Source organism: Cysteiniphilum litorale, assembly GCF_003428165.1.
Classification (GTDB): Bacteria; Pseudomonadota; Gammaproteobacteria; order Francisellales; family Francisellaceae; genus Caedibacter; species Caedibacter litoralis.
On sequence record NZ_QLIQ01000025.1, the window covers coordinates 25,877 to 44,254 of the forward strand.

Here is an 18,378-nt window from a genome sequence, read left to right on the forward strand (position 1 = left end):
ACTGTCCTCCTTTTTTTCTAAACAAGCATGGTGATGGCAACAATGAGCATCATAATAATATAGATAATCTGTAAATACTTATGCGAAATAAGTGCCGTTACTTTAACACCAACATTAACACCAATCACACTTGGTATCAGGGCAACGCAGAAGAATACTAAATTCAAATAGCCAATACTATACGGTGGCAAATTATCAGCATGCCAACCAAATAGCACAAAAAAGCCAGACATCACCAAACATAAGACCATGGTCACCACTGTTGATGTACCAATTGCTTTGCGGATATCTAAGCCGCATTTTGTTAAAAATGGCACAAAGAAAACCGATACACCTGAAAGCATCGTACACATACCTGCCAAAAATGCGCTCAATGCTTTTAATGCTAATGGTGCTTGCCAAATTTTTAAGACAACTTTAAGCTTGCGCCACATCCAAATCGCCATAACAATAACAATCAATGCAAAGATAATCTTCAGATCATTACTACTGATCCTGGTCATGAGAAACACACCTAAAACACCACCCAACAACACACTTACCATTGCCCAACGCAAGGTCTGATAGCAAATCTGCTTGTATTTATGCTGTTTAAAGGTGGCAAAAAAACCTAGTAATACGCTAGAGCTCACACCTGAAGCAATCGCAACCTGCATTAAATGGTCATTTGTCGGATAGGTATATTGCATCAATAAATAAAAGCCAGGAACATTAATAAGACCAGCACCTCCACCAAACACACCAGAAACAAATCCAGCCAGAAGCGCCACCAAACAGATAAGTACAATCAATAAAGTCAAACTCAATTTATACACTCTCTTAACATTATTAAACACCGATAGCGATGCTTTGTTTAAAAAGCAATGTTACTGAGCCATACGCTTGTATACAAGGAAGAGCTTGCTAAATTCCCAAAAAACTCCAGCTAACTCGCAAACTCTACAGACTTTATCAAATTTGAAAATATCCTAGGCGTGACCTTGTGCACTACCTTCACTCATATATTTAAATTAAGCAGCGCTATATTTATGACAAAATCACTTTTGATATTTTTAAGACTTGCTCAAGGTATGCTTTTGGACATACTTCTATCTTCTCTGCATTGCGTGAAATGTATTTTTTCAAAACTCTTTCCCTTTAGGTTTGTCGTGCATCCATTCTTTGTCTTCATCTAAAAGTTTAAAACTTGCTTTTGGACTTTCAGCAAGCATTTGTTCCAAGCTTAATTCCTCAACTCGTGGAGTTAAAATGATTTTGCTATCTTCAAAAAGCATTTATGGTTGGATATCAGTCTACTGCAACAGCTATTTATTACGGAACTTAATACGACCTTTAGTTAAATCATAAGGTGTCATTTCAACAGTGACCTTATCCCCTGTCAAAATACGAATATAGTTTTTACGCATTTTTCCTGAAATATGTGCCGTAACAATATGCCCATTCTCAAGCTCAACGCGAAACATGGTATTTGGTAATGTCTCAACTACCGTACCTTCTAATTCAATACAATCTTCTTTTGCCATTGCTTGTTTAAATCTCTCTATATCTTCAACTTTTAGCGCTTTTATAAGCACCCAATAAAATAAGCGTGTGAATCATGCACTATTTTCAAGAAATATTCAACACCTAGTGTTGATCTATTGGAATTTTTCGAGATTTAAGCCCCATACAATTGAGTGCTAGTCTTTAATAGCACCACTGGCTTTAATCGCCTTATAGGCGGCAGATAAGTATAACCACATTGAGTAAACCGTTAGGATAACGGCAATATATAACAATACAAATCCCAAAATAACCCAGATATTACCTAAGTCTTTTGGCTTTAATAATAAAATAAAAATTGCTGCCATTTGTGCTGCTGTTTTCACCTTACCAACAAAAGAAACCTTAACCACTGAGCGTTGACCAATTTCTGCCATCCATTCACGTAATGCTGACACAATAATCTCGCGACAAATAATAATAATCGCAGGTAACGCCACCCATGGATACGGATAAAGTGCAATTAACAACCCAAGTGCTGTTGCAACCATTAACTTATCTGCAACCGGATCTAAGAAAGCACCCAGTTTTGTCGTCTGCTGAAAGTAACGTGCGAGAAATCCATCTAACCAATCGGTTAGCGCTGCTAATAAAAACAAAGTGGCACTAACGCCATGATGATGCGGAAAAGGAACATAAAATGCCACGACTAAAAAAGGAATTAGCAATATCCGTAGCATGGTTAATATATTTGGCACTGTCCAGATCATCTTCGTTACAACCCTTTTCTTAGCTGACGTTGTCAGTGTAGCAAAGCACTTAGCTTGCGACAAGTTTGTTTATACCCCAGTATGACCAAAACCGCCCACACCGCGCGTGGTTTGACCACCAAATTCTTCAACCGAGACAAAGTTTGCTTGAACCACGGGGACAATTACCAATTGCGCAAAACGCATTAATGGCTCAATGGTAATGACATCATTTGATCGGTTCCAACAAGAAACCATTAGTTCGCCTTGATAATCCGAATCAATCAAGCCAACACTATTACCTAAGATCAGTCCCTTTTTATGCCCCAAACCAGATCGCGGCAAAATCATGCCAGCAAGTCCTTGATTTGCAATATGAATTGCAATTCCCGTTGGCACCAACTCACACTGTCCTGGACTTAACTGAATATCTTCTTCAATTGCAGCTCTTAGATCAATCGCTGCAGAGCCTGTTGTACCATATTCAGGAAGCGCGGCGAAAATTTCAGGTCGTAATAACTTTAATTCAATCGTTGTTTGCATCATATCACCACCTATAGCTGCTCGACAAATCGATCAAAAAGCCATGCCGTATCAACGGGACCTGGTCCTGCCTCAGGGTGGAACTGCACCGATGAGTATGGCAGCTCCTTATGCTTGATCCCTTGAATGGTATTGTCATTAAGGTTTCTAAACCAGACTTCCCAATTCTCAGGCATCGTTGATTCATCTACTGCAAAGCCGTGGTTTTGCGAAGTTAGATAACTACGGTTACTTCCTTCTAATAAACAAGGATGATTCTGCGCGCGATGCCCAAACTTAAGCTTATAGGTTTTAGCACCAATCGCAATGCCCATAATTTGTGAACCTAAACAAATGCCAAAAATTGGTTTTTGTGGCGCTTTATCCATTGCTTCTTTTAACACTTTAGCAGTCGTTTGACAACGCGCTGGATCCCCTGGACCATTTGAAATAAATACACCATCATAAGACTCTTTGGTGTAATCATAATCATAAGGCACACGCTTCAACGTTAAATTAGAATACTCACATAGGTAACGCCAAATATTTGCCTTCATACCACAGTCAACAACGATGACTGTTTTATCACCTGCGCCATGCACAACAGGCTTATCAATCGTTACTTCCGCAACTAAATCAAGATCACTAATATTGGGATACTTTTTTGGCAGCTCTTGACCTACGACAATAGCACCTGAAACAACACCATGATGGCGCAAAACTTTAGTTAAGGCACGTGTGTCAATATCAGCAATAATCGGTGTATTATATTTTTCACACCATGCTTGCAATGATGACTCGCCTTGGACACGCGCATAAAAGGGTGCCAATTCTGAGACAATAATACCCGCGGCATGAATCTGATCGGACTCCCAATGCGCTTGGTTTTCAACACCATAGTTACCAATCATCGGATAGGTAAAGCAGACAATCTGCCCTTTATATGAAGGATCAGTTAATACTTCTGTATACCCTACCATGCCTGTATTGAATACAATCTCTCCGTAATTAATGCCTTTAACCCATGTTGGTACTTTGCCCTCAAATACTTCCCCGGTCTGTAAAACAAGCTTTGCTGGAATCATGAAAAATCACCTTGATTGAAGTTGATCTATTCTATACATATCACAAAGCATTTTACAGTATTTATTCCATTGAATTTCTCGTTCTTTTGAATTAGTAGCTTGCACATAAAGTGCAACAGTTTTTAGATTTTTCAACTACTTTAGATTTTTTGCTTTCTGACGAAATACATTACCAAAGAGATAATGATCAATACTATACAAGCAATTGCTGAAACCTTAGTAATCGCACCAAAGACATTATAGTAGTTACTGGCACTTTTAACCAAAAAGTCACCCGCAGTTTTGACCGTTTCAACACTTGTCAAGGTAGCAATTTCTGCTGCGGCATAATTGGCAATTGATCCTGTGATCAACATATAAAGACCTGCCAGAAAACCAACCGAACCGCCTGGGTTTAAACGTGTGATCTCAGATAAAGCAACGGGATCGACAAACAACTCAGCAAAGCCAATAACTGCCATACCAACAACGACCCACATCATTGAAGCATGCCCGTCTGTGGTCGCTGCAATTTTCGCCCCCATCATAATCATAAAAAAGCCAAAGGTTAGAAATAATAAGCCAAACGTAATTTTAAATAACGCACTTAATCTAACACCTGCTTTGATCAGCCAATACCAAACGTATGACATGATCACACCACCAATCAAGATCGCAAATGGATTAATCGATTGAAAAGCCGCAGCGGGAATGGTAAATCCATTAAAATCACGAATAACATTACGCTCAATAAACAAGCTAATCGAGCTACCGCCTTGCTGATCAAATGCCCAGAAAATCAAACCAAAAATCATAAAAAAGCAAATTGCCAACAATGATCTTTTATCTTTACCATCAAGTTTAATAAACAAGAAAAATAAAAAATAAAGGCTAACGATGACACAAGCAAGCAAAATCCAACCGGCAAATAAATAATACAAGGCAAAGCTAAAAAACACTGCGGCAAGTGCGATTAATAAAACGGTAATTGGTAATACTTTGATACTCAGCAGGCCTTTTTCTTTTAATGCTCTCCACTGCGGATCATTGCCAGCAACAAAATGTTTGCGCCCTGTCATAAAGATCACCAAACCAATTGCCATGCCAATTGCTGCTAATAAGAAACCATAATGCCAACCCCATGTTTGCGCTGCCCATGCGCATAAGATCGGTGAAATAAACGAGCCAATGTTGCCGCCAACATACATCAAAGCAAAACCACTATCGCGTTTAGTATGCTCTCTCGAGTATGTCGCACCTAAAAGACAAGATACATTAGTTTTAAATAGGCCATAACCACAGATAATCAGAGCCAGACCAAAGTACAAACCGCCACCATCTAAACCTAGCACCAAGTGCCCTGCCACCATGGTAGCAGCCCCCAAAAAGGTTGCCCAGTAATATCCTAAGTAGCGATCTGCAATCGCACCACCGATAATAGGTGTAACATACACAAGCGCTGTATAAGCACCATATAACGCATAGGCATGGTTATCAGTAAATAAAAGCTTTTGTGTTAAGTAAAGCACCAACAGTGCACGCATACCGTAGTAACTAAAGTACTCCCAGACATTAAGCGCAATAGCGTAATAAAGTGATTTGGGTTGAGTCTCAATTTGAGTCATATAAATTCCCTGATAACCATGTAGAGAAAATAGAATATCAAAGATTTAACAAAAAACTATTAAAATCATGAAGTTTTAGCGCCATCATATGTTTTGATTTTACATAATAAGAATTCTAGATATACTGCCAAGTCTTGATTAATGACAAAACATGGAGGCTTATATGCTCGTTAGCTTTTTAATTTCATTATTAGCCTCGATAATTATTACTTGGCTTGCTGCACGCGCTTTATTTCGCCTAAATATAAAAAAAGGTCAATCGCTTACCAAAAGGGATCAATACTTTAATGCCGTTATTTGCGGTTTTGTTTTTTTCTGTGTCAGCTGTTTTGTTTATGCACTACTGATTAATAGCGTTTTTCACTAATCAGATTGTGATTCTCTTCAATCATCCGCATTGTATCAATAAGCTTTTTAAACGAGAACATCACAACACTGGCATGCCGCAACTCACTTTGAATACTCATTGACTGACTAAAGGTCTTAAGGAGTTCCTCTAGCTTAGTAATGATTTTTTGATGCTCCCCTTGGTCAAAAACATTCTTTTTAAAGCTGATGCTCATAATTTTAAAAGTATGATTGATCTCATCATATAACGCCTTAAACGCAGGGTTTTGCTGAAATTTCTCCCGTTTTTCTGGATAGGTTTCAATATAATCATAAATGACACTGGTATAACGATATAACTGTCGCAAATGGCGCGTTGTCACTTTTAACAATTTAAGATCAATATTTGGTTTTTCATGCATTATCTCTTTTTGTAATGCGATTTGCTTTGAAAAATGACTAAATATTTCAACCAAGACATCGTCATAGTCACCACCGGCAAAGAGCCGATTGTTTAACGAAGCAATACAGTTAACGGTATCACAAAAAGATTGATTTATGCGTTTGTAAGCGTGTATAGGAAAAAAATACCGATTAACAATGATCGCAATAGTAATACCAATCAGCACTTCAAGTGTACGGTAACAGGCGGTTGCTAAACTTACATCACTACTAAACAAAATGATAGCAACCGTCACAGCCCCCAAAACACCAGCATAGGTATATTTACTGGAATTTGTTGCTGTAAAAACACCGATAGCAATAATGCCAAGCCCTAAAATGAGCTGAACCATCGACATCTCAGGGAAAATCAAAACCACAATGATTGAGCATATTGAGCCAATAAGAGTTCCTAAAAATCTCATTTTGGCTTTTTCTAATGCCCCCCCTAAATTCGGCTGACTTGACATGACCACCAAAACAGTAATCACAATCCACGCATACATCTGTCCAACATTAAGCCACTCACCCAATAAATGCCCCACCAAATAGGCAATAGCACTAGCAACAACTGCCTTTAATGCATTGATCAATGAGTAGCGCTTACTATAAAGTAAATTCGTCATCGTAATAAATCTCCCTTAAGTGTAATGTAAACAGTATAGCGCTAAATATTGCACGGTTTTAGATGACAAGCAAAATGGTATTGTTATCATAAGCTTATTTTTTAGTGATAGGAATTAACATGAACCCAACTACAACGATACGTTCAGCGCTGTACGCTTTAAGCATCGTCGCTGCCAGTATTGGCGTGTTTATCTATTGGCAGATTAGCAGCTATCCACAAGCATTCAATAACATTGCCTTTGTTTTTGCGTATGCAGTGATGCTGATATTAATCAGCATGCCGCTTTTCGTCTCTGAAACCATCTCTGGATTTTTAAGTAAAAAGCCGCTAACAGGGAGCCTGTATTTTGCTGCGCGTTCACAGCGTTTACGCTTCATTGGGCTCTTATCGATGGTGCTTGCAGCGATTTTACTGATCATGGTAATCGCACGCATATCGGTGACAAGCTCAAGTCTTGTCTATACCAGTTTTTGGTATACAACGCATTCGGCAGAAAAAACACTGCATCTTATTGACAATTACACCTTACTGATTGGTATTACTTTTAGCGCCATTATCGTGATCATTATTGGCTTCTCACAGACACGCGAGCGTTTTTTAAAACTAAGCTCAGCATTTGCCACTCTTGGTCTTGCCTGTTTAATTGGCTTATTTATCATGAATGCGCTGACTTTTAACACTAGCCTTACAACGAGTGCTTTTTTCACACCTAATTTTCATTTACTGGCATCAATCGATGTCTGGGAATCAGCATTAAGCCTTTCACTCTTCTCAGGGCTCATTGGTTTAGGTGTTAACTCCGTACTTGGCATGTATTTCAATGCACAATGCTCTATTCGACGCTTTAGCTGGTCGTTTGTTATTGGCAGCATTATAACAGTCATCATCATTATGCTCATGCAAAGCCTATATACCAACAGCAGTCGATCCGCTTCTGATGTATTAGGTTTTCAATACGCTTATACACTCAACTTATTAGCCTTTGGTATGTTTTTCTTTTGTTTACTCACCACGGCTTTACTGCTTTGCCAAACCTTTAAGGGCTTAAACACATCCACCACAAAGCATAAGTGGTATGTTTATCTGCCGTTTTTTATCTTGCTTTTGGCTGCATCCATCATCTATCAACACGTATTAGCAGACAAAGTACACGAAGTCATTCAATCCGAGCTTATTATTAGCCTTATTCTTTTTATTGCTTATATTGAGATTCTCATTTTCGGCTGGATTTGCGATGCGCAGAAGTTAAGTTACCAATTACATAAAGCCACAAAAATCAAACTCTCTGCACTGTATAATTTAAGCTTGCGCCTGATTGCACCAAGTGCCATTCTGACAGTTTTTGCCCATAAAATATTAAGCATTTTTGTCACTATGCATTGGCTCTCCATCATTGGCATTTTTATTTTATCGCTTATTTTTACCGTCATTCTTGGTAGTTTTTTACATCGCAAGTTCCAGTAATCTGCTTGACCTTAAAAGCAATGACAATTATCCTCAACGACTTACTTGAAGATCAAATCACAAAAATGTTAACACTTAAGCAAATTCAACAGTTATCGGCAGATGACATCCAACAAAACAATCAAGTCATCATTGACCAACTAAGCTCCGATGTCGTTTTAATTAATCAAATTAGCCAATACATTATCCACAGTGGTGGTAAACGTTTGCGCCCATTATTACTGATGCTTGTCGCTCGCGCCCTTGATTATAAAGGGCAAAATCATACTAAAGCCGCGGCTATTATTGAGTTTATTCACACAGCCACATTATTGCATGATGATGTGGTTGATGAGTCTGAGTTGCGTCGTGGCAAAGAGACTGCCAACAATGTCTTTGGCAATGCCGCTTCAGTCCTAACGGGTGATTTTCTTTACTCGCGTGCCTTTCAGATGATGGTGGAGTTAAATCAAATGCAGATTATGCAGATCTTGGCAGATGCCACCAACAAAATCGCTGAAGGTGAAGTATTGCAACTATTAAACTGCAACAATCCAGATATTACTGAAGCGCAATATGTGCAAGTTATTTATTGCAAAACCGCAAAACTATTTGAAGCGGCTTGTGATGTTGCCAGTATTCTGGCAGATGCCAGTGACAGTGAGCAAAAAGCATTACATCAATATGGTGTGCATCTTGGTAATGCGTTTCAGATTGCAGATGACGTGCTTGATTATATTGCCGATAGTGAGACACTTGGCAAAAACATTGGCGATGATTTAGCCGAGGGCAAAACAACACTACCTGTGATTTATGCACTCAAAAATGCACAAACTGAAGATCAACAACTTATTCGTCAAGCGATTGAGCAAGGTCACCACCCTAAGATGGCAAAGATTATTGATATTATTAAGCATAGCGGTGCGATTGAGTATGCTGTTAGCAAAGCGCAACAAGCCGCTCAATCGGCGATTGATTCGCTAGATATACTCACTGAATCTAAATACAAAAATGCACTGATTGCACTAGCGCATATTGCCGTTGAACGTACACACTAACAGCTCAAAATTATGCCTTCTAAGTCTTTACGTGATAATTTCTGGCACTTATATCCATTAAAAGCATTAAATGATGCTGAATGGGAAGCGCTTTGCGATGGCTGTGGTTTATGTTGTCTACATAAACTTCAAGATGATGAAACCGATGAGATCTATTACACCAAAGTTGCCTGCAAGCTTTTAGATTGCAGCACCTGCCAATGCACAAATTACTCCAAGCGCAAACAACTGGTACCTGATTGTTTGCAACTGGATTTATATCACCTAAAGCATGCTCAACATTGGCTGCCTGAGACTTGCGCCTATAAGCGCCGTTATCATGGTAAAACCTTACCTGATTGGCATCCATTGATTACCAAAGATAAAAACAGCGTTCACAAGGCAAGCGCTTCAGCTTGCGATTTTGCCATTTCTGAGAATGACGTCCGTGGCGATTTGGAAGATTATTTGCTTACTAATTACGATTAAATAATGTAAAAAATGGATTAAATTATGATTGGACAACATAAATCAACACTAAACACACCCTGCCTTGTGATTGATAAAGATAAACTTGTACAAAACATCAATGACATGCAAGCTTTTGCCCTTAAACATCACAAATCTGTGCGCCCTCACGCCAAAACGCATAAATGTACTGAAATTGCCAAATTGCAAAGACAACAAGGCGCCATTGGCATATGTGTCACCAAGGTTAGTGAAGCACTTGTTTTGGCTGAGCATGGCATCACGGGGATTTTGATCACCTCCCCTGTCGTTACAGATAGTAAACTTAATATGCTAAGCAAGGTGTGCCAACTGGCACCAGATACCATGGTTGTTTGTGATTCATTTGCTAATGCTGAAGAATTAAACCAATTAGCTTTAAATCACTTAAAGCAAAATATGAATGTTATCGTTGATATCGATGCTGGCATTGGACGCACAGGTGTTTCTTTTGAGCATGCTGTAGCACTGGCACGACATATCCATGAATTATCACACCTGAATTTAAAAGGCATTCAATGCTATGCCGGTCATTTTCAACATATCACTGACTATAACAAACGCCAAGAGGCTTCTTCATTGCTGCTTAAAAAGACTGGAGAGATTAAAGCGCAAATTGAAGCACAAACAGGACTTAAAAACCTTATTCAAACGGGATCCGGTACGGGCACTTATGCCATAGACTGTAATATTCAATCCGTCACAGAAATTCAGCCTGGCTCATATACCGTAATGGATAAAGAGTATTTCGATATCGAATCAATCAACAGTTTCCTGCCAGCAATGACGCTTTTAAGCACAGTTATCAGTGCTAATCATGATACACATGTCACCGTTGATGCAGGACTTAAAGCGCTCTATAAAGATCCTACCAAACCACAGATTATTAGTCATGATAATCTTTATTATGACTGGGACTACTTTGGCGATGAGCATGGCAAAGTTACCGGCAAAGTGCTACCTAAGCTTGGAGACGTGATCGAAATGGTGGTACCACATTGTGATCCAACCATTAATTTATTTGATCAGTTTTATATTACAGAAAATGATATTGTTACCGATATCTGGTCAATTAATTTGCGTGGCAAAAGCCAATAACCATAAAATCAATCATAGCAATACATTCGCCCATAATCATCACGTAGGGGCGTATTGCATACGCCCATCAAAATAAACCAATATTCTATCAAGCCATAATAAATTTCCGACATTGACAAAACAAACATCACATTATAACATTGTTATAACTTCAATCATCAGGAGCAGTCATATGCAAACTAAATTAAGAGCGATTGGTAATAGTGTTGGTATAACCATTCCCGCAAGTGAATTAAAAACGCTATCTGCTCATATTGGCGACACTATTGAAATTAACATTGTCAAAGTGATCAAGACGCCACGATCAAGCTGGAATGACGCTAATTTATGGCAAAATGTAAGTCATGAGCCCCTGCACCTGAATGATCTAAGCAATAATGATTTTGATGAGAACGAATGGCAATGGTAGCTATCAAGCGATTTAGTGTCTGGGGTGTTGATCTGGATCCAACCAAAGGCAGCGAACAATCAGGTTTTAGACCTGTTTTGGTAATATCACCTGATGTTATGAATAATCATTTAAACACAGTGATTGTTGCACCAATGACAACTTCATTACGCGGCTGGCCTACACGTGTTCAAATAGAGCATCAAGCAAAAACAGGTGAAGTCGCACTTGATCAAATTAGAACAATTGACAAAATCCGTCTGAAAAAGAATATGGGCTTGCTTGAAACTAGATTTCATCGCAATATTTACAGCGTTCTTGCTGAAATATTTAGTAAATAATCAAGCGCCTGAATGAATGACTTTACTTAATAGATACTGTCTAACTGGAGTTACGGACTTTTTCCATTTCAACACCCCACCTCGCAAGCTCGGCACCCCTCTTGCAAAGAGGGGAATATAAAATAACCCTTGCCTAATTCCCCTCTTTGCAAGAGGGGTGGCAGCCGTAGGCTGACGGGGTGTTTATAAAATCATAGTTTTTTCTAAAGTGCGTAACTCCAGTGTCTAAGTACATTAATAATCTCTTGATTTGCTTCAGGCATAATTTCGGCATTGAGCTTATCAACACTCACCCATTTCCCCTCTTGCCCTTCTTGAGGCGCAATCTCTCCTTGATATTGCATGATCACAAAACAGTGAAGCTCAACGGATTTATGTTGATAGTGATGCGCCTTAACCAACAATGGTTCAAACTTCGTGACATCAATGCCAACCTCTTCTTTAAGCTCGCGCTTAAGTGCAGCATGTGGCGCCTCACTCGCTTCAAGTTTGCCGCCTGGGAACTCCCAAAGTCCGGCTAAATCCTGAGTAGATTTACGCCTAGTTAAAAAAACTTGATTTTTTTGGTCATTTAATATGACTCCAACAGCAACTTTGATTAAAATCATCGCTAATGAACAAACACTTAAATAAATCAAACATGTCGCATAGCTTAACAAAGCAATTTCTAATTGCCATGCCTAATTTGCAAGATAATGCATTTGAACGTTCTGTCATTGTCATGTACGAAGATAATGATAAGGGTGCCATGAGCTTTATGGGATTTGGTCATGCTTAAATTAATCGGACTTGATTATGGCAAGTCACGCATAGGGATTGCCAGTGGGCAGATGATTACTAAAACTGCTACACCCATTGCAACCATTGCCGCCAAACAAGGCGAACCTGAATGGCATGAGCTTGATAAGATTATTAAACAATGGCGCCCTAGTGATATTATTGTGGGACTTCCGATTGATGCTAAAGATCAAGAAACGAAGATCACTGAAGAAGCACGTGCCTTTGCACAAAAGGTTGAGCTTAGATATCAAAAGCCCGTGCATTTAATCTCAGAAACCTTCTCAACGCGTGAGGCGCGTTGGCGCCTAGAGGAAGTACAAAACAAATCTAACCGCCACCTTAAAGTCGATGCATTTGCCGCTTGTGTTATTTTGGAGACTTGGATGAACGAGCAGAGTTAAATCACTTACAGCAAGTTTATTTCTGATCTATACTGTTGAGCATATCTACAACATGGAGTTTAGTGTGACGATTTATAGCTTTCTCTCACATCACTTAATTATTGGCTCAATACAAAGCATCGCTATTGCGCTATTGATGTATTTTTTATATCGGTTTTTGCGGTGGTATTTTACACGGAAAATTGATAACACAACCAAGCTTAAACGCAAGCTTTCCCGCCTCCGTTATCTATTGATTGCCATTTTTGTCTTTTGCTTGGTTAAAATATGGATCAGTGATTTTAGTCACATTCTCACAGCATTAGGCTTGGTCGGTGCGGGTTTAGTGGTTGCCAATAAAGAAACCATTATGAATTTTATTGGCTCGTTTATTATCATGTGGCGCGATCTTTTTAGTGAGGGGGATTATATCGAAGTGCAAGGTCAAGAAGGGTATGTCTATCGCTTGGGACCTTTATATTACACATTAGCCGAATACCCGCCAAGTGACAAAAAGACCAAGGGCAAATACATTCGCATCCCGAATGCAACCGCCATTACTGGCATTATTATCAACTACTCACAACCTGCGGTTCCTTTTAAAGGTAAAATTCAATTTAAAGTGACTTATCAACAATATACACATCTTAAGATCACCGAGTTGAAAACCACGCTAGATAAAGAGCTTACTAACTATCTTAAGACACTGAATAAGTCACAATTAAACACACTGACATCAACAACAGTTAGTCTTTATGAGCAGCCGGATATTGATAAACCAGAGCTTATTGATATCACTATTAGTTATCAATGTTTATTTGAACATAAAAAATCACTGTCAACGCTCCTTAATACTTCTTTATTGCAAGCATTGACAGAAACTGATCAACGCAAAAGCATGTCAAAAGAATAGCCAAGCCAATAATAACTAAACAGCTTCCCTCAACATCTGTTGTATTCTATCCAAGCCAAGCTTAATTTCCTCAAAGCTTGGTCCAAAGCTTAAACGCACATATTTCTTTAAACGCGTATTTACGACTTTGCGACGTTGACCGGGGTTGACATCAAAGAACTCACCTGGCACACAGATCACTTTGTATTGTAATAAAGCTTTGAAAAATTTCATGCCATCAGCAAGACTCTCTGGCAGGTTCTCCAAAGAGGCAAAGCAGTAAAAACCACCCTCTGGCACTCTTGATAACACAAAGCCCATTTCCTTAAGACGTGATACCATGTAATCACGTTTTTTAACAAACTCACTCTGAATCGAATCCGCTTCTTGATCAGCATGTTTAAGATCCAACAATGGCACAACGGCCTTTTGTATCGCGTGTACCGCGCCACCGTCTAAAAATGACCCAGCTGAAGCAATACCCTCAATGACTTCTTTTGGACCCAATGTCCATGAAATACGTAATCCTGGATATCGCCAGTTTTTGGTCAACCCATCGACAATGAGAATATTGTCTTTTTCTACATCTTTGATATATGCAGCAGCACTTAATGTTTTTTGATTTTGATCATATAAATAATGTGAATAAAACTCATCAAAAATCATCGCACAACCAATCTTTTTTGCTGAATCAATCAATTGTTTTAACTCATCACCAATAATGATCTGTCCTGTTGGATTACATGGATTAGATAACAGCATTGCCCCCAAGCCCATATTAATCATTGCTTTTTCCATCTCATTAACATCAGGCTTAAAACCATCAGCAATGCGATAAGAAACCGGCATCGACACAAAGCCACCAAAGACATTTAATAACTCTTCGTAAGCAGTGTAATCTGGCAGGAAATGCCCAAGATTAATATTATTCATCGTCGCAGCGATCCGACAAAGCGCTGAGCGACCGCCCGACGAAATGGCGACATTTTCGTAAGTATATTGTGATTTTTTATCAAAGCGATAACGCTGGTTATATAGCTCAGCCACTGCTTTTCTAAGCTCAACATCACCTGCGACAGGGCTATACTCAGCTGAAATTTGATCTAATGAAATATCTTTTAAACGCGCAGGACTCTCTGGCATATCTCCGGTTTCAGGTGCGCCCTGCCCTAAATTAGACCACTCAGGATTACCATAATAAAAACCATGCGCTTGCGCCTTGGACATAACATAAATCACTCCAGTTTTCGGGACTTTTTTAAAACTGCTTTCCATTTAATTTCCTTTGTTTAAATGCTTTTCTAACCATTGTGTCAATTGCGCTACTTCATCTTTTTTCAGCCATAACCCAAGCTTACTGCGACGCCATAATAATGCATCAATATCACGCACCCATTCATGTTCAATCAAATATTCAACCTCTTTTTGGTAAAGGTTATAACCAAAACATATACCTAGATCATCATAGGATGTTGCATCTTTTAACACATCAATACTTTGCATACCATATGATGATGCCAAGCGATAACTGTGTTTGTCTTGAAGCCATGGATAAGCGGCATTTAGCTTCATCAAAATCTCAGCAAATGAGCTTGCCTCACCGCCTGGTGTTGCCACTTTATCCGTTGTACACGCCCTCATTTCTGGGAAAAAAGGAATTAACTTATCAACAACATGTTTGGATAAAGTGCGATACGTCGTAATCTTACCACCAAAGATTGATAATACCGGTAATTCACCCTGATCATCTTCAAGCTCTAGATGATATTCACGCGTGATTTTAGACGGATCCTTAGCATGATCATCATACAATGGACGCACACCAGCATAGCTCCAAATAATATCTTTTGGTGCAATTTTGCTTTTGAAATAACCATTGATCAGTTGACACAAATAATCAGTTTCTTCCTGACTAATGGCAATATCGCGTGGATCACCTTGATAATTAACATCCGTCGTGCCAATCAAGGTAAATTCATTATCATGTTCACTGGTGAAACCATATGGTAGCGCAAAGACAATCCGACCATCGGCATTTTGCAGGATATAGGCATGATCACCCTCGTACAACTTAGGCACGACAATATGACTGCCTTTGATCAGGCGCACTGCCGATTTAGAACTCGTTTCTAACACGTCATGAATAACATCCGCAACCCAAGGTCCTGCGGCATTAACAACGGCTTTAGCAAGCACAATTACTTCATCACCTTTGTCATTTACAAGTTTCGCTTGCCAGCTATTTTCTGCCTTCTTCACCTCTTTTAGCTTTTTCACCTTTTTCACCTCGACACATTGATATGGCATCAAGATTTTAGCGCCATGCGCTTTGGCCTGTTGTGCATTAAGCATCGTCATGCGCGCATCATCAATTCGACAATCAGAATAGGCAAAACCAACACTGAAATCATCAATCAGATTCTCACCTTCTAACGTGTTCACTAATGATATCTTTTGCGACTTTTTCAATGACATCTTACCCGCGAGAAAATCATATAAAAACATACCAATACGAATCATCCACACCGGACGCAAGTGCCTGGCATGCGGCAAAACAAAACGCAAAGGGTGGATAATGTGTGGCGCTTTCTTGAGTAATACTTCACGCTCTTTTAAGGCCTCTTTGACGAGCTTAAACTCATACTGTTCTAGATAACGTAACCCGCCATGCACAAGCTTACTACTGGCCGATGATGTCGCTGAAGCAAAGTCTTTTGCTTCACATAATGTAACATCTAAACCTCTTAATGCGGCATCAACAGCCACCCCTGTACCATTAACCCCGCCACCGATTACCAAAATATCGGTATGAATAACATTCTTTTCCTGCTTTTCTTGCTTTTCTTGTGCTTGCATGACTTTATTTTCACCGTTTAGGTTGAATACGCAGTTTGCTATTGTATACTCACCACGGTCTATTTTACAGCCTTTATTGCTTTAAGCCTAAGCCCGCACACCCTTCTGCACAATCATTTACAAACGGGATATAATTGTATCAACTTTGCTAAACCTTGCTAAAATTTTGTTATACTGTGCACGGTCATAGTCACTGGGAAATTGTGAGCAGGATTAAGTAGGAAGAATGATGAAAAACTCAAAACAGCGTTATTCAATCTGGATGCTATGTATTTTTATAAGTGCTTGCATCGTGCTGGTTATCCAAAGCACACTGATGATTAAAAGCTTATATAAAGATGTCATCGATCAAAAACATCATTATCGCGTGATTAAAGATTTAATCGCTATCCGTGACGCCATGGTAAAGCTCGATGCCAGTGAGCTTGAGCTTGCCATTCAAACTTATGAACAAATTACTCGAAACTCAGTATCTATTGAAGCACATTCGCATATCAGTGATCACCCAGAGCTACATACCTATGATCAGATGATTGAGTATTTTAAAGCACACAAACAACTCTCCTTTGATCAATACTATCCAAATGCTGATAAATGGGTATTTTTCAACTTCAAGCCCCACAACCCTTGGATTGATCCAGTGGTTATCATTGCCATTATATTGCGTTTTATTTTTATGTTTATGATCATTTATTTAATTATCTATAGCGGCTTAAAACTATTTAGACAATCCATTTATGAACTTGGCAATGGTAATAACAACAGATCATTCCTTGGCAAAACCAAGCACGCCTTAGAGCAAAAAGTCAAAGACCTTATCGCTGAGCGAACCATGATTCTTGCCACTCTTTTTCATGATATCAAAACACCGCTAGCGCGCGCCAAAGTACGTTTACAAACAGAGTATGAGCTTGATCAAGTGCCGGCTGATTTAGATGAGATTGATGAGCTTATTAAAGCTACTGTGAGTTACTATCAAGAAAGCACCCAAGATACGAGCTTTAAGATCAATACGATTTTCATGCGCCTTAAACAGCAACACCCTCAAAAAATCAGCATCAACACAACACAAGACTATATTGTGCACGGCAATGAGACGCTACTCTATCGCGCCTTTAGCAATATCACCAATAACGCGATTAAATATGCCAAGCATTGCAGCATTGACTGTGATGTAGTACAAAACAGGTTAGTGATACGTTTTCAAGACACAGGACCTGGTGTCCCTCAAGATAAAATCGATAAGCTTTTTCTCGCACACTATAAAAACTTACATAGCGAGCAAAACAGTCAAGGACACGGTTTGGGGCTTACCATTTGCAAGAAAATTATTGAACTACATAAAGGTGAAATCTCGGCAACATCTAATGAGCAAGGTCTATGTATTGCGGTGAAATTAATTGCCACTGAAGAAAATACTTCACCTTTATAAAGGGCATTTGCTACACTACTGAATAAGCTCCAAGCACCTGATGTTGTGTCTTATGACCAGACCTTACAAACAATTGCCTATTGGCTATTCAACGCTCCAAGAAATCAGAGAGAATAATGCGATCTACATTGATAAAACAAAGCATATTGCCAACTTGGTAAGCTCTGGAAAATACTATTTTTTATCGCGTCCACGCCGCTTTGGCAAAAGTCTGACAATTAATACATTGAAAGCACTTTTTGAAGGAAATAAATCATTGTAGGACTTACGCATTGATGACAGCGTGATTATGTGCTAGTTCCCCTGTATACTTACCAAAAATGGATGTTGATAGGCTTTAACCAAGCATGACAAGAGCAATAACACGACCACCAACAGCTCAATGT

The 18,378-nt window shown here is 39.1% G+C and carries 22 protein-coding genes; 11 read left to right on the forward strand and 11 right to left on the reverse strand.

Annotated features, from left to right (window positions below; translation table 11 throughout):
• Window positions 1-17: 17 nt before the first annotated feature.
• The 8 genes from DNJ75_RS10050 to DNJ75_RS10085 form a co-directional block, all read right to left on the reverse strand.
• Entirely contained in the window at window positions 18-836 is an 819-nt protein-coding gene (locus DNJ75_RS10050) for a sulfite exporter TauE/SafE family protein (protein WP_224742274.1), read from the reverse strand.
• A gap of 285 nt (window positions 837-1,121) precedes the next feature.
• Window positions 1,122-1,274, reverse strand: a complete 153-nt coding sequence (locus DNJ75_RS15380) for a hypothetical protein (protein WP_157968296.1) — start codon at window positions 1,272-1,274, stop codon at window positions 1,122-1,124.
• Between the two features lie 30 nt (window positions 1,275-1,304).
• Complete coding sequence (gene infA / locus DNJ75_RS10055) at window positions 1,305-1,523, reverse strand: translation initiation factor IF-1 (protein ID WP_117003346.1); 219 nt, start codon at window positions 1,521-1,523, stop codon at window positions 1,305-1,307.
• Window positions 1,524-1,679: 156 nt separating this feature from the next.
• Window positions 1,680-2,252 (reverse strand): CDP-diacylglycerol--glycerol-3-phosphate 3-phosphatidyltransferase, encoded by a 573-nt coding sequence (pgsA, locus tag DNJ75_RS10060; RefSeq protein WP_117003327.1) that lies wholly within the window; start codon window positions 2,250-2,252, stop codon window positions 1,680-1,682.
• A gap of 69 nt (window positions 2,253-2,321) precedes the next feature.
• The gene (gene dut / locus DNJ75_RS10065) at window positions 2,322-2,774 is read right to left on the reverse strand and encodes a dUTP diphosphatase (RefSeq protein ID WP_117003347.1); all 453 of its coding nucleotides are present in this window, start codon (window positions 2,772-2,774) and stop codon (window positions 2,322-2,324) included.
• Window positions 2,775-2,785: 11 nt separating this feature from the next.
• The gene (gene carA / locus DNJ75_RS10070; RefSeq protein WP_117003328.1) at window positions 2,786-3,838 is read right to left on the reverse strand and encodes a glutamine-hydrolyzing carbamoyl-phosphate synthase small subunit; all 1,053 of its coding nucleotides are present in this window, start codon (window positions 3,836-3,838) and stop codon (window positions 2,786-2,788) included.
• A 140-nt stretch (window positions 3,839-3,978) separates the two neighbouring features.
• Window positions 3,979-5,442, reverse strand: coding sequence for a peptide MFS transporter (locus tag DNJ75_RS10075; protein ID WP_117003329.1), 1,464 nt, complete (start codon window positions 5,440-5,442; stop codon window positions 3,979-3,981).
• Window positions 5,443-5,789: 347 nt separating this feature from the next.
• The gene (locus DNJ75_RS10085; protein ID WP_117003331.1) at window positions 5,790-6,836 is read right to left on the reverse strand and encodes an FUSC family protein; all 1,047 of its coding nucleotides are present in this window, start codon (window positions 6,834-6,836) and stop codon (window positions 5,790-5,792) included.
• Between the two features lie 119 nt (window positions 6,837-6,955).
• Between DNJ75_RS10085 and DNJ75_RS10090 the strand changes: the two genes are divergently transcribed.
• The 6 genes from DNJ75_RS10090 (at window position 6,956) to DNJ75_RS10115 (ending at window position 11,652) form a co-directional block, all read left to right on the forward strand.
• On the forward strand, window positions 6,956-8,302 hold the full coding sequence (locus tag DNJ75_RS10090; protein WP_117003332.1) for an SLC5/6 family protein: 1,347 nt from the start codon (window positions 6,956-6,958) through the stop codon (window positions 8,300-8,302).
• Window positions 8,303-8,367: 65 nt separating this feature from the next.
• Window positions 8,368-9,339, forward strand: a complete 972-nt coding sequence (gene ispB / locus DNJ75_RS10095; RefSeq protein ID WP_117003348.1) for an octaprenyl diphosphate synthase — start codon at window positions 8,368-8,370, stop codon at window positions 9,337-9,339.
• A 12-nt stretch (window positions 9,340-9,351) separates the two neighbouring features.
• Complete coding sequence (locus tag DNJ75_RS10100; protein ID WP_117003333.1) at window positions 9,352-9,807, forward strand: YcgN family cysteine cluster protein; 456 nt, start codon at window positions 9,352-9,354, stop codon at window positions 9,805-9,807.
• A gap of 24 nt (window positions 9,808-9,831) precedes the next feature.
• Window positions 9,832-10,923 carry a DSD1 family PLP-dependent enzyme gene (locus DNJ75_RS10105; protein WP_117003334.1) on the forward strand — a complete coding sequence of 364 codons (1,092 nt, stop codon included), beginning with the start codon at window positions 9,832-9,834 and terminating at the stop codon, window positions 10,921-10,923.
• Window positions 10,924-11,095: 172 nt separating this feature from the next.
• Window positions 11,096-11,332 (forward strand): AbrB/MazE/SpoVT family DNA-binding domain-containing protein, encoded by a 237-nt coding sequence (locus DNJ75_RS10110; protein ID WP_117003335.1) that lies wholly within the window; start codon window positions 11,096-11,098, stop codon window positions 11,330-11,332.
• The gene (locus tag DNJ75_RS10115) at window positions 11,320-11,652 is read left to right on the forward strand and encodes a type II toxin-antitoxin system PemK/MazF family toxin (protein WP_117003336.1); all 333 of its coding nucleotides are present in this window, start codon (window positions 11,320-11,322) and stop codon (window positions 11,650-11,652) included. The genes DNJ75_RS10110 and DNJ75_RS10115 overlap by 13 nt, the downstream gene beginning before the upstream one ends.
• Window positions 11,653-11,855: 203 nt before the next feature.
• On the opposite strand, the gene mutT is transcribed toward DNJ75_RS10115, so the two are convergent.
• Entirely contained in the window at window positions 11,856-12,260 is a 405-nt protein-coding gene (gene mutT / locus DNJ75_RS10120; RefSeq protein ID WP_157968297.1) for an 8-oxo-dGTP diphosphatase MutT, read from the reverse strand.
• 5 nt (window positions 12,261-12,265) lie between these two features.
• Between mutT and DNJ75_RS10125 the strand changes: the two genes are divergently transcribed.
• The 3 genes from DNJ75_RS10125 (at window position 12,266) to DNJ75_RS10135 (ending at window position 13,725) form a co-directional block, all read left to right on the forward strand.
• The gene (locus DNJ75_RS10125; RefSeq protein WP_157968298.1) at window positions 12,266-12,430 is read left to right on the forward strand and encodes a YqgE/AlgH family protein; all 165 of its coding nucleotides are present in this window, start codon (window positions 12,266-12,268) and stop codon (window positions 12,428-12,430) included.
• Window positions 12,423-12,833: a Holliday junction resolvase RuvX gene (gene ruvX / locus DNJ75_RS10130; RefSeq protein ID WP_117003338.1), complete on the forward strand. Its 411-nt coding sequence runs from the start codon at window positions 12,423-12,425 to the stop codon at window positions 12,831-12,833. Before DNJ75_RS10125 ends, ruvX begins: the two co-directional genes overlap by 8 nt.
• Window positions 12,834-12,897: 64 nt before the next feature.
• The gene (locus DNJ75_RS10135; protein ID WP_157968299.1) at window positions 12,898-13,725 is read left to right on the forward strand and encodes a mechanosensitive ion channel family protein; all 828 of its coding nucleotides are present in this window, start codon (window positions 12,898-12,900) and stop codon (window positions 13,723-13,725) included.
• Window positions 13,726-13,740: 15 nt separating this feature from the next.
• Here the strand turns inward: DNJ75_RS10135 and DNJ75_RS10140 are convergent, their stop codons facing one another.
• Both DNJ75_RS10140 and glpD read right to left on the reverse strand, forming a co-directional pair.
• Entirely contained in the window at window positions 13,741-14,979 is a 1,239-nt protein-coding gene (locus DNJ75_RS10140) for a pyridoxal phosphate-dependent aminotransferase (protein WP_117003340.1), read from the reverse strand.
• Window positions 14,980-16,560 (reverse strand): glycerol-3-phosphate dehydrogenase, encoded by a 1,581-nt coding sequence (gene glpD / locus DNJ75_RS10145; RefSeq protein ID WP_117003341.1) that lies wholly within the window; start codon window positions 16,558-16,560, stop codon window positions 14,980-14,982.
• A 226-nt stretch (window positions 16,561-16,786) separates the two neighbouring features.
• Here glpD and DNJ75_RS10150 point away from each other — a divergent pair, with 226 nt between their 5' ends.
• Both DNJ75_RS10150 and DNJ75_RS10155 read left to right on the forward strand, forming a co-directional pair.
• Window positions 16,787-17,992: a sensor histidine kinase gene (locus tag DNJ75_RS10150; RefSeq protein WP_117003342.1), complete on the forward strand. Its 1,206-nt coding sequence runs from the start codon at window positions 16,787-16,789 to the stop codon at window positions 17,990-17,992.
• A 52-nt stretch (window positions 17,993-18,044) separates the two neighbouring features.
• A complete protein-coding gene (locus tag DNJ75_RS10155; RefSeq protein ID WP_117003343.1) occupies window positions 18,045-18,254 on the forward strand; it encodes an AAA family ATPase in 210 nt (69 codons plus the stop codon).
• Window positions 18,255-18,378 lie beyond the last annotated feature (124 nt).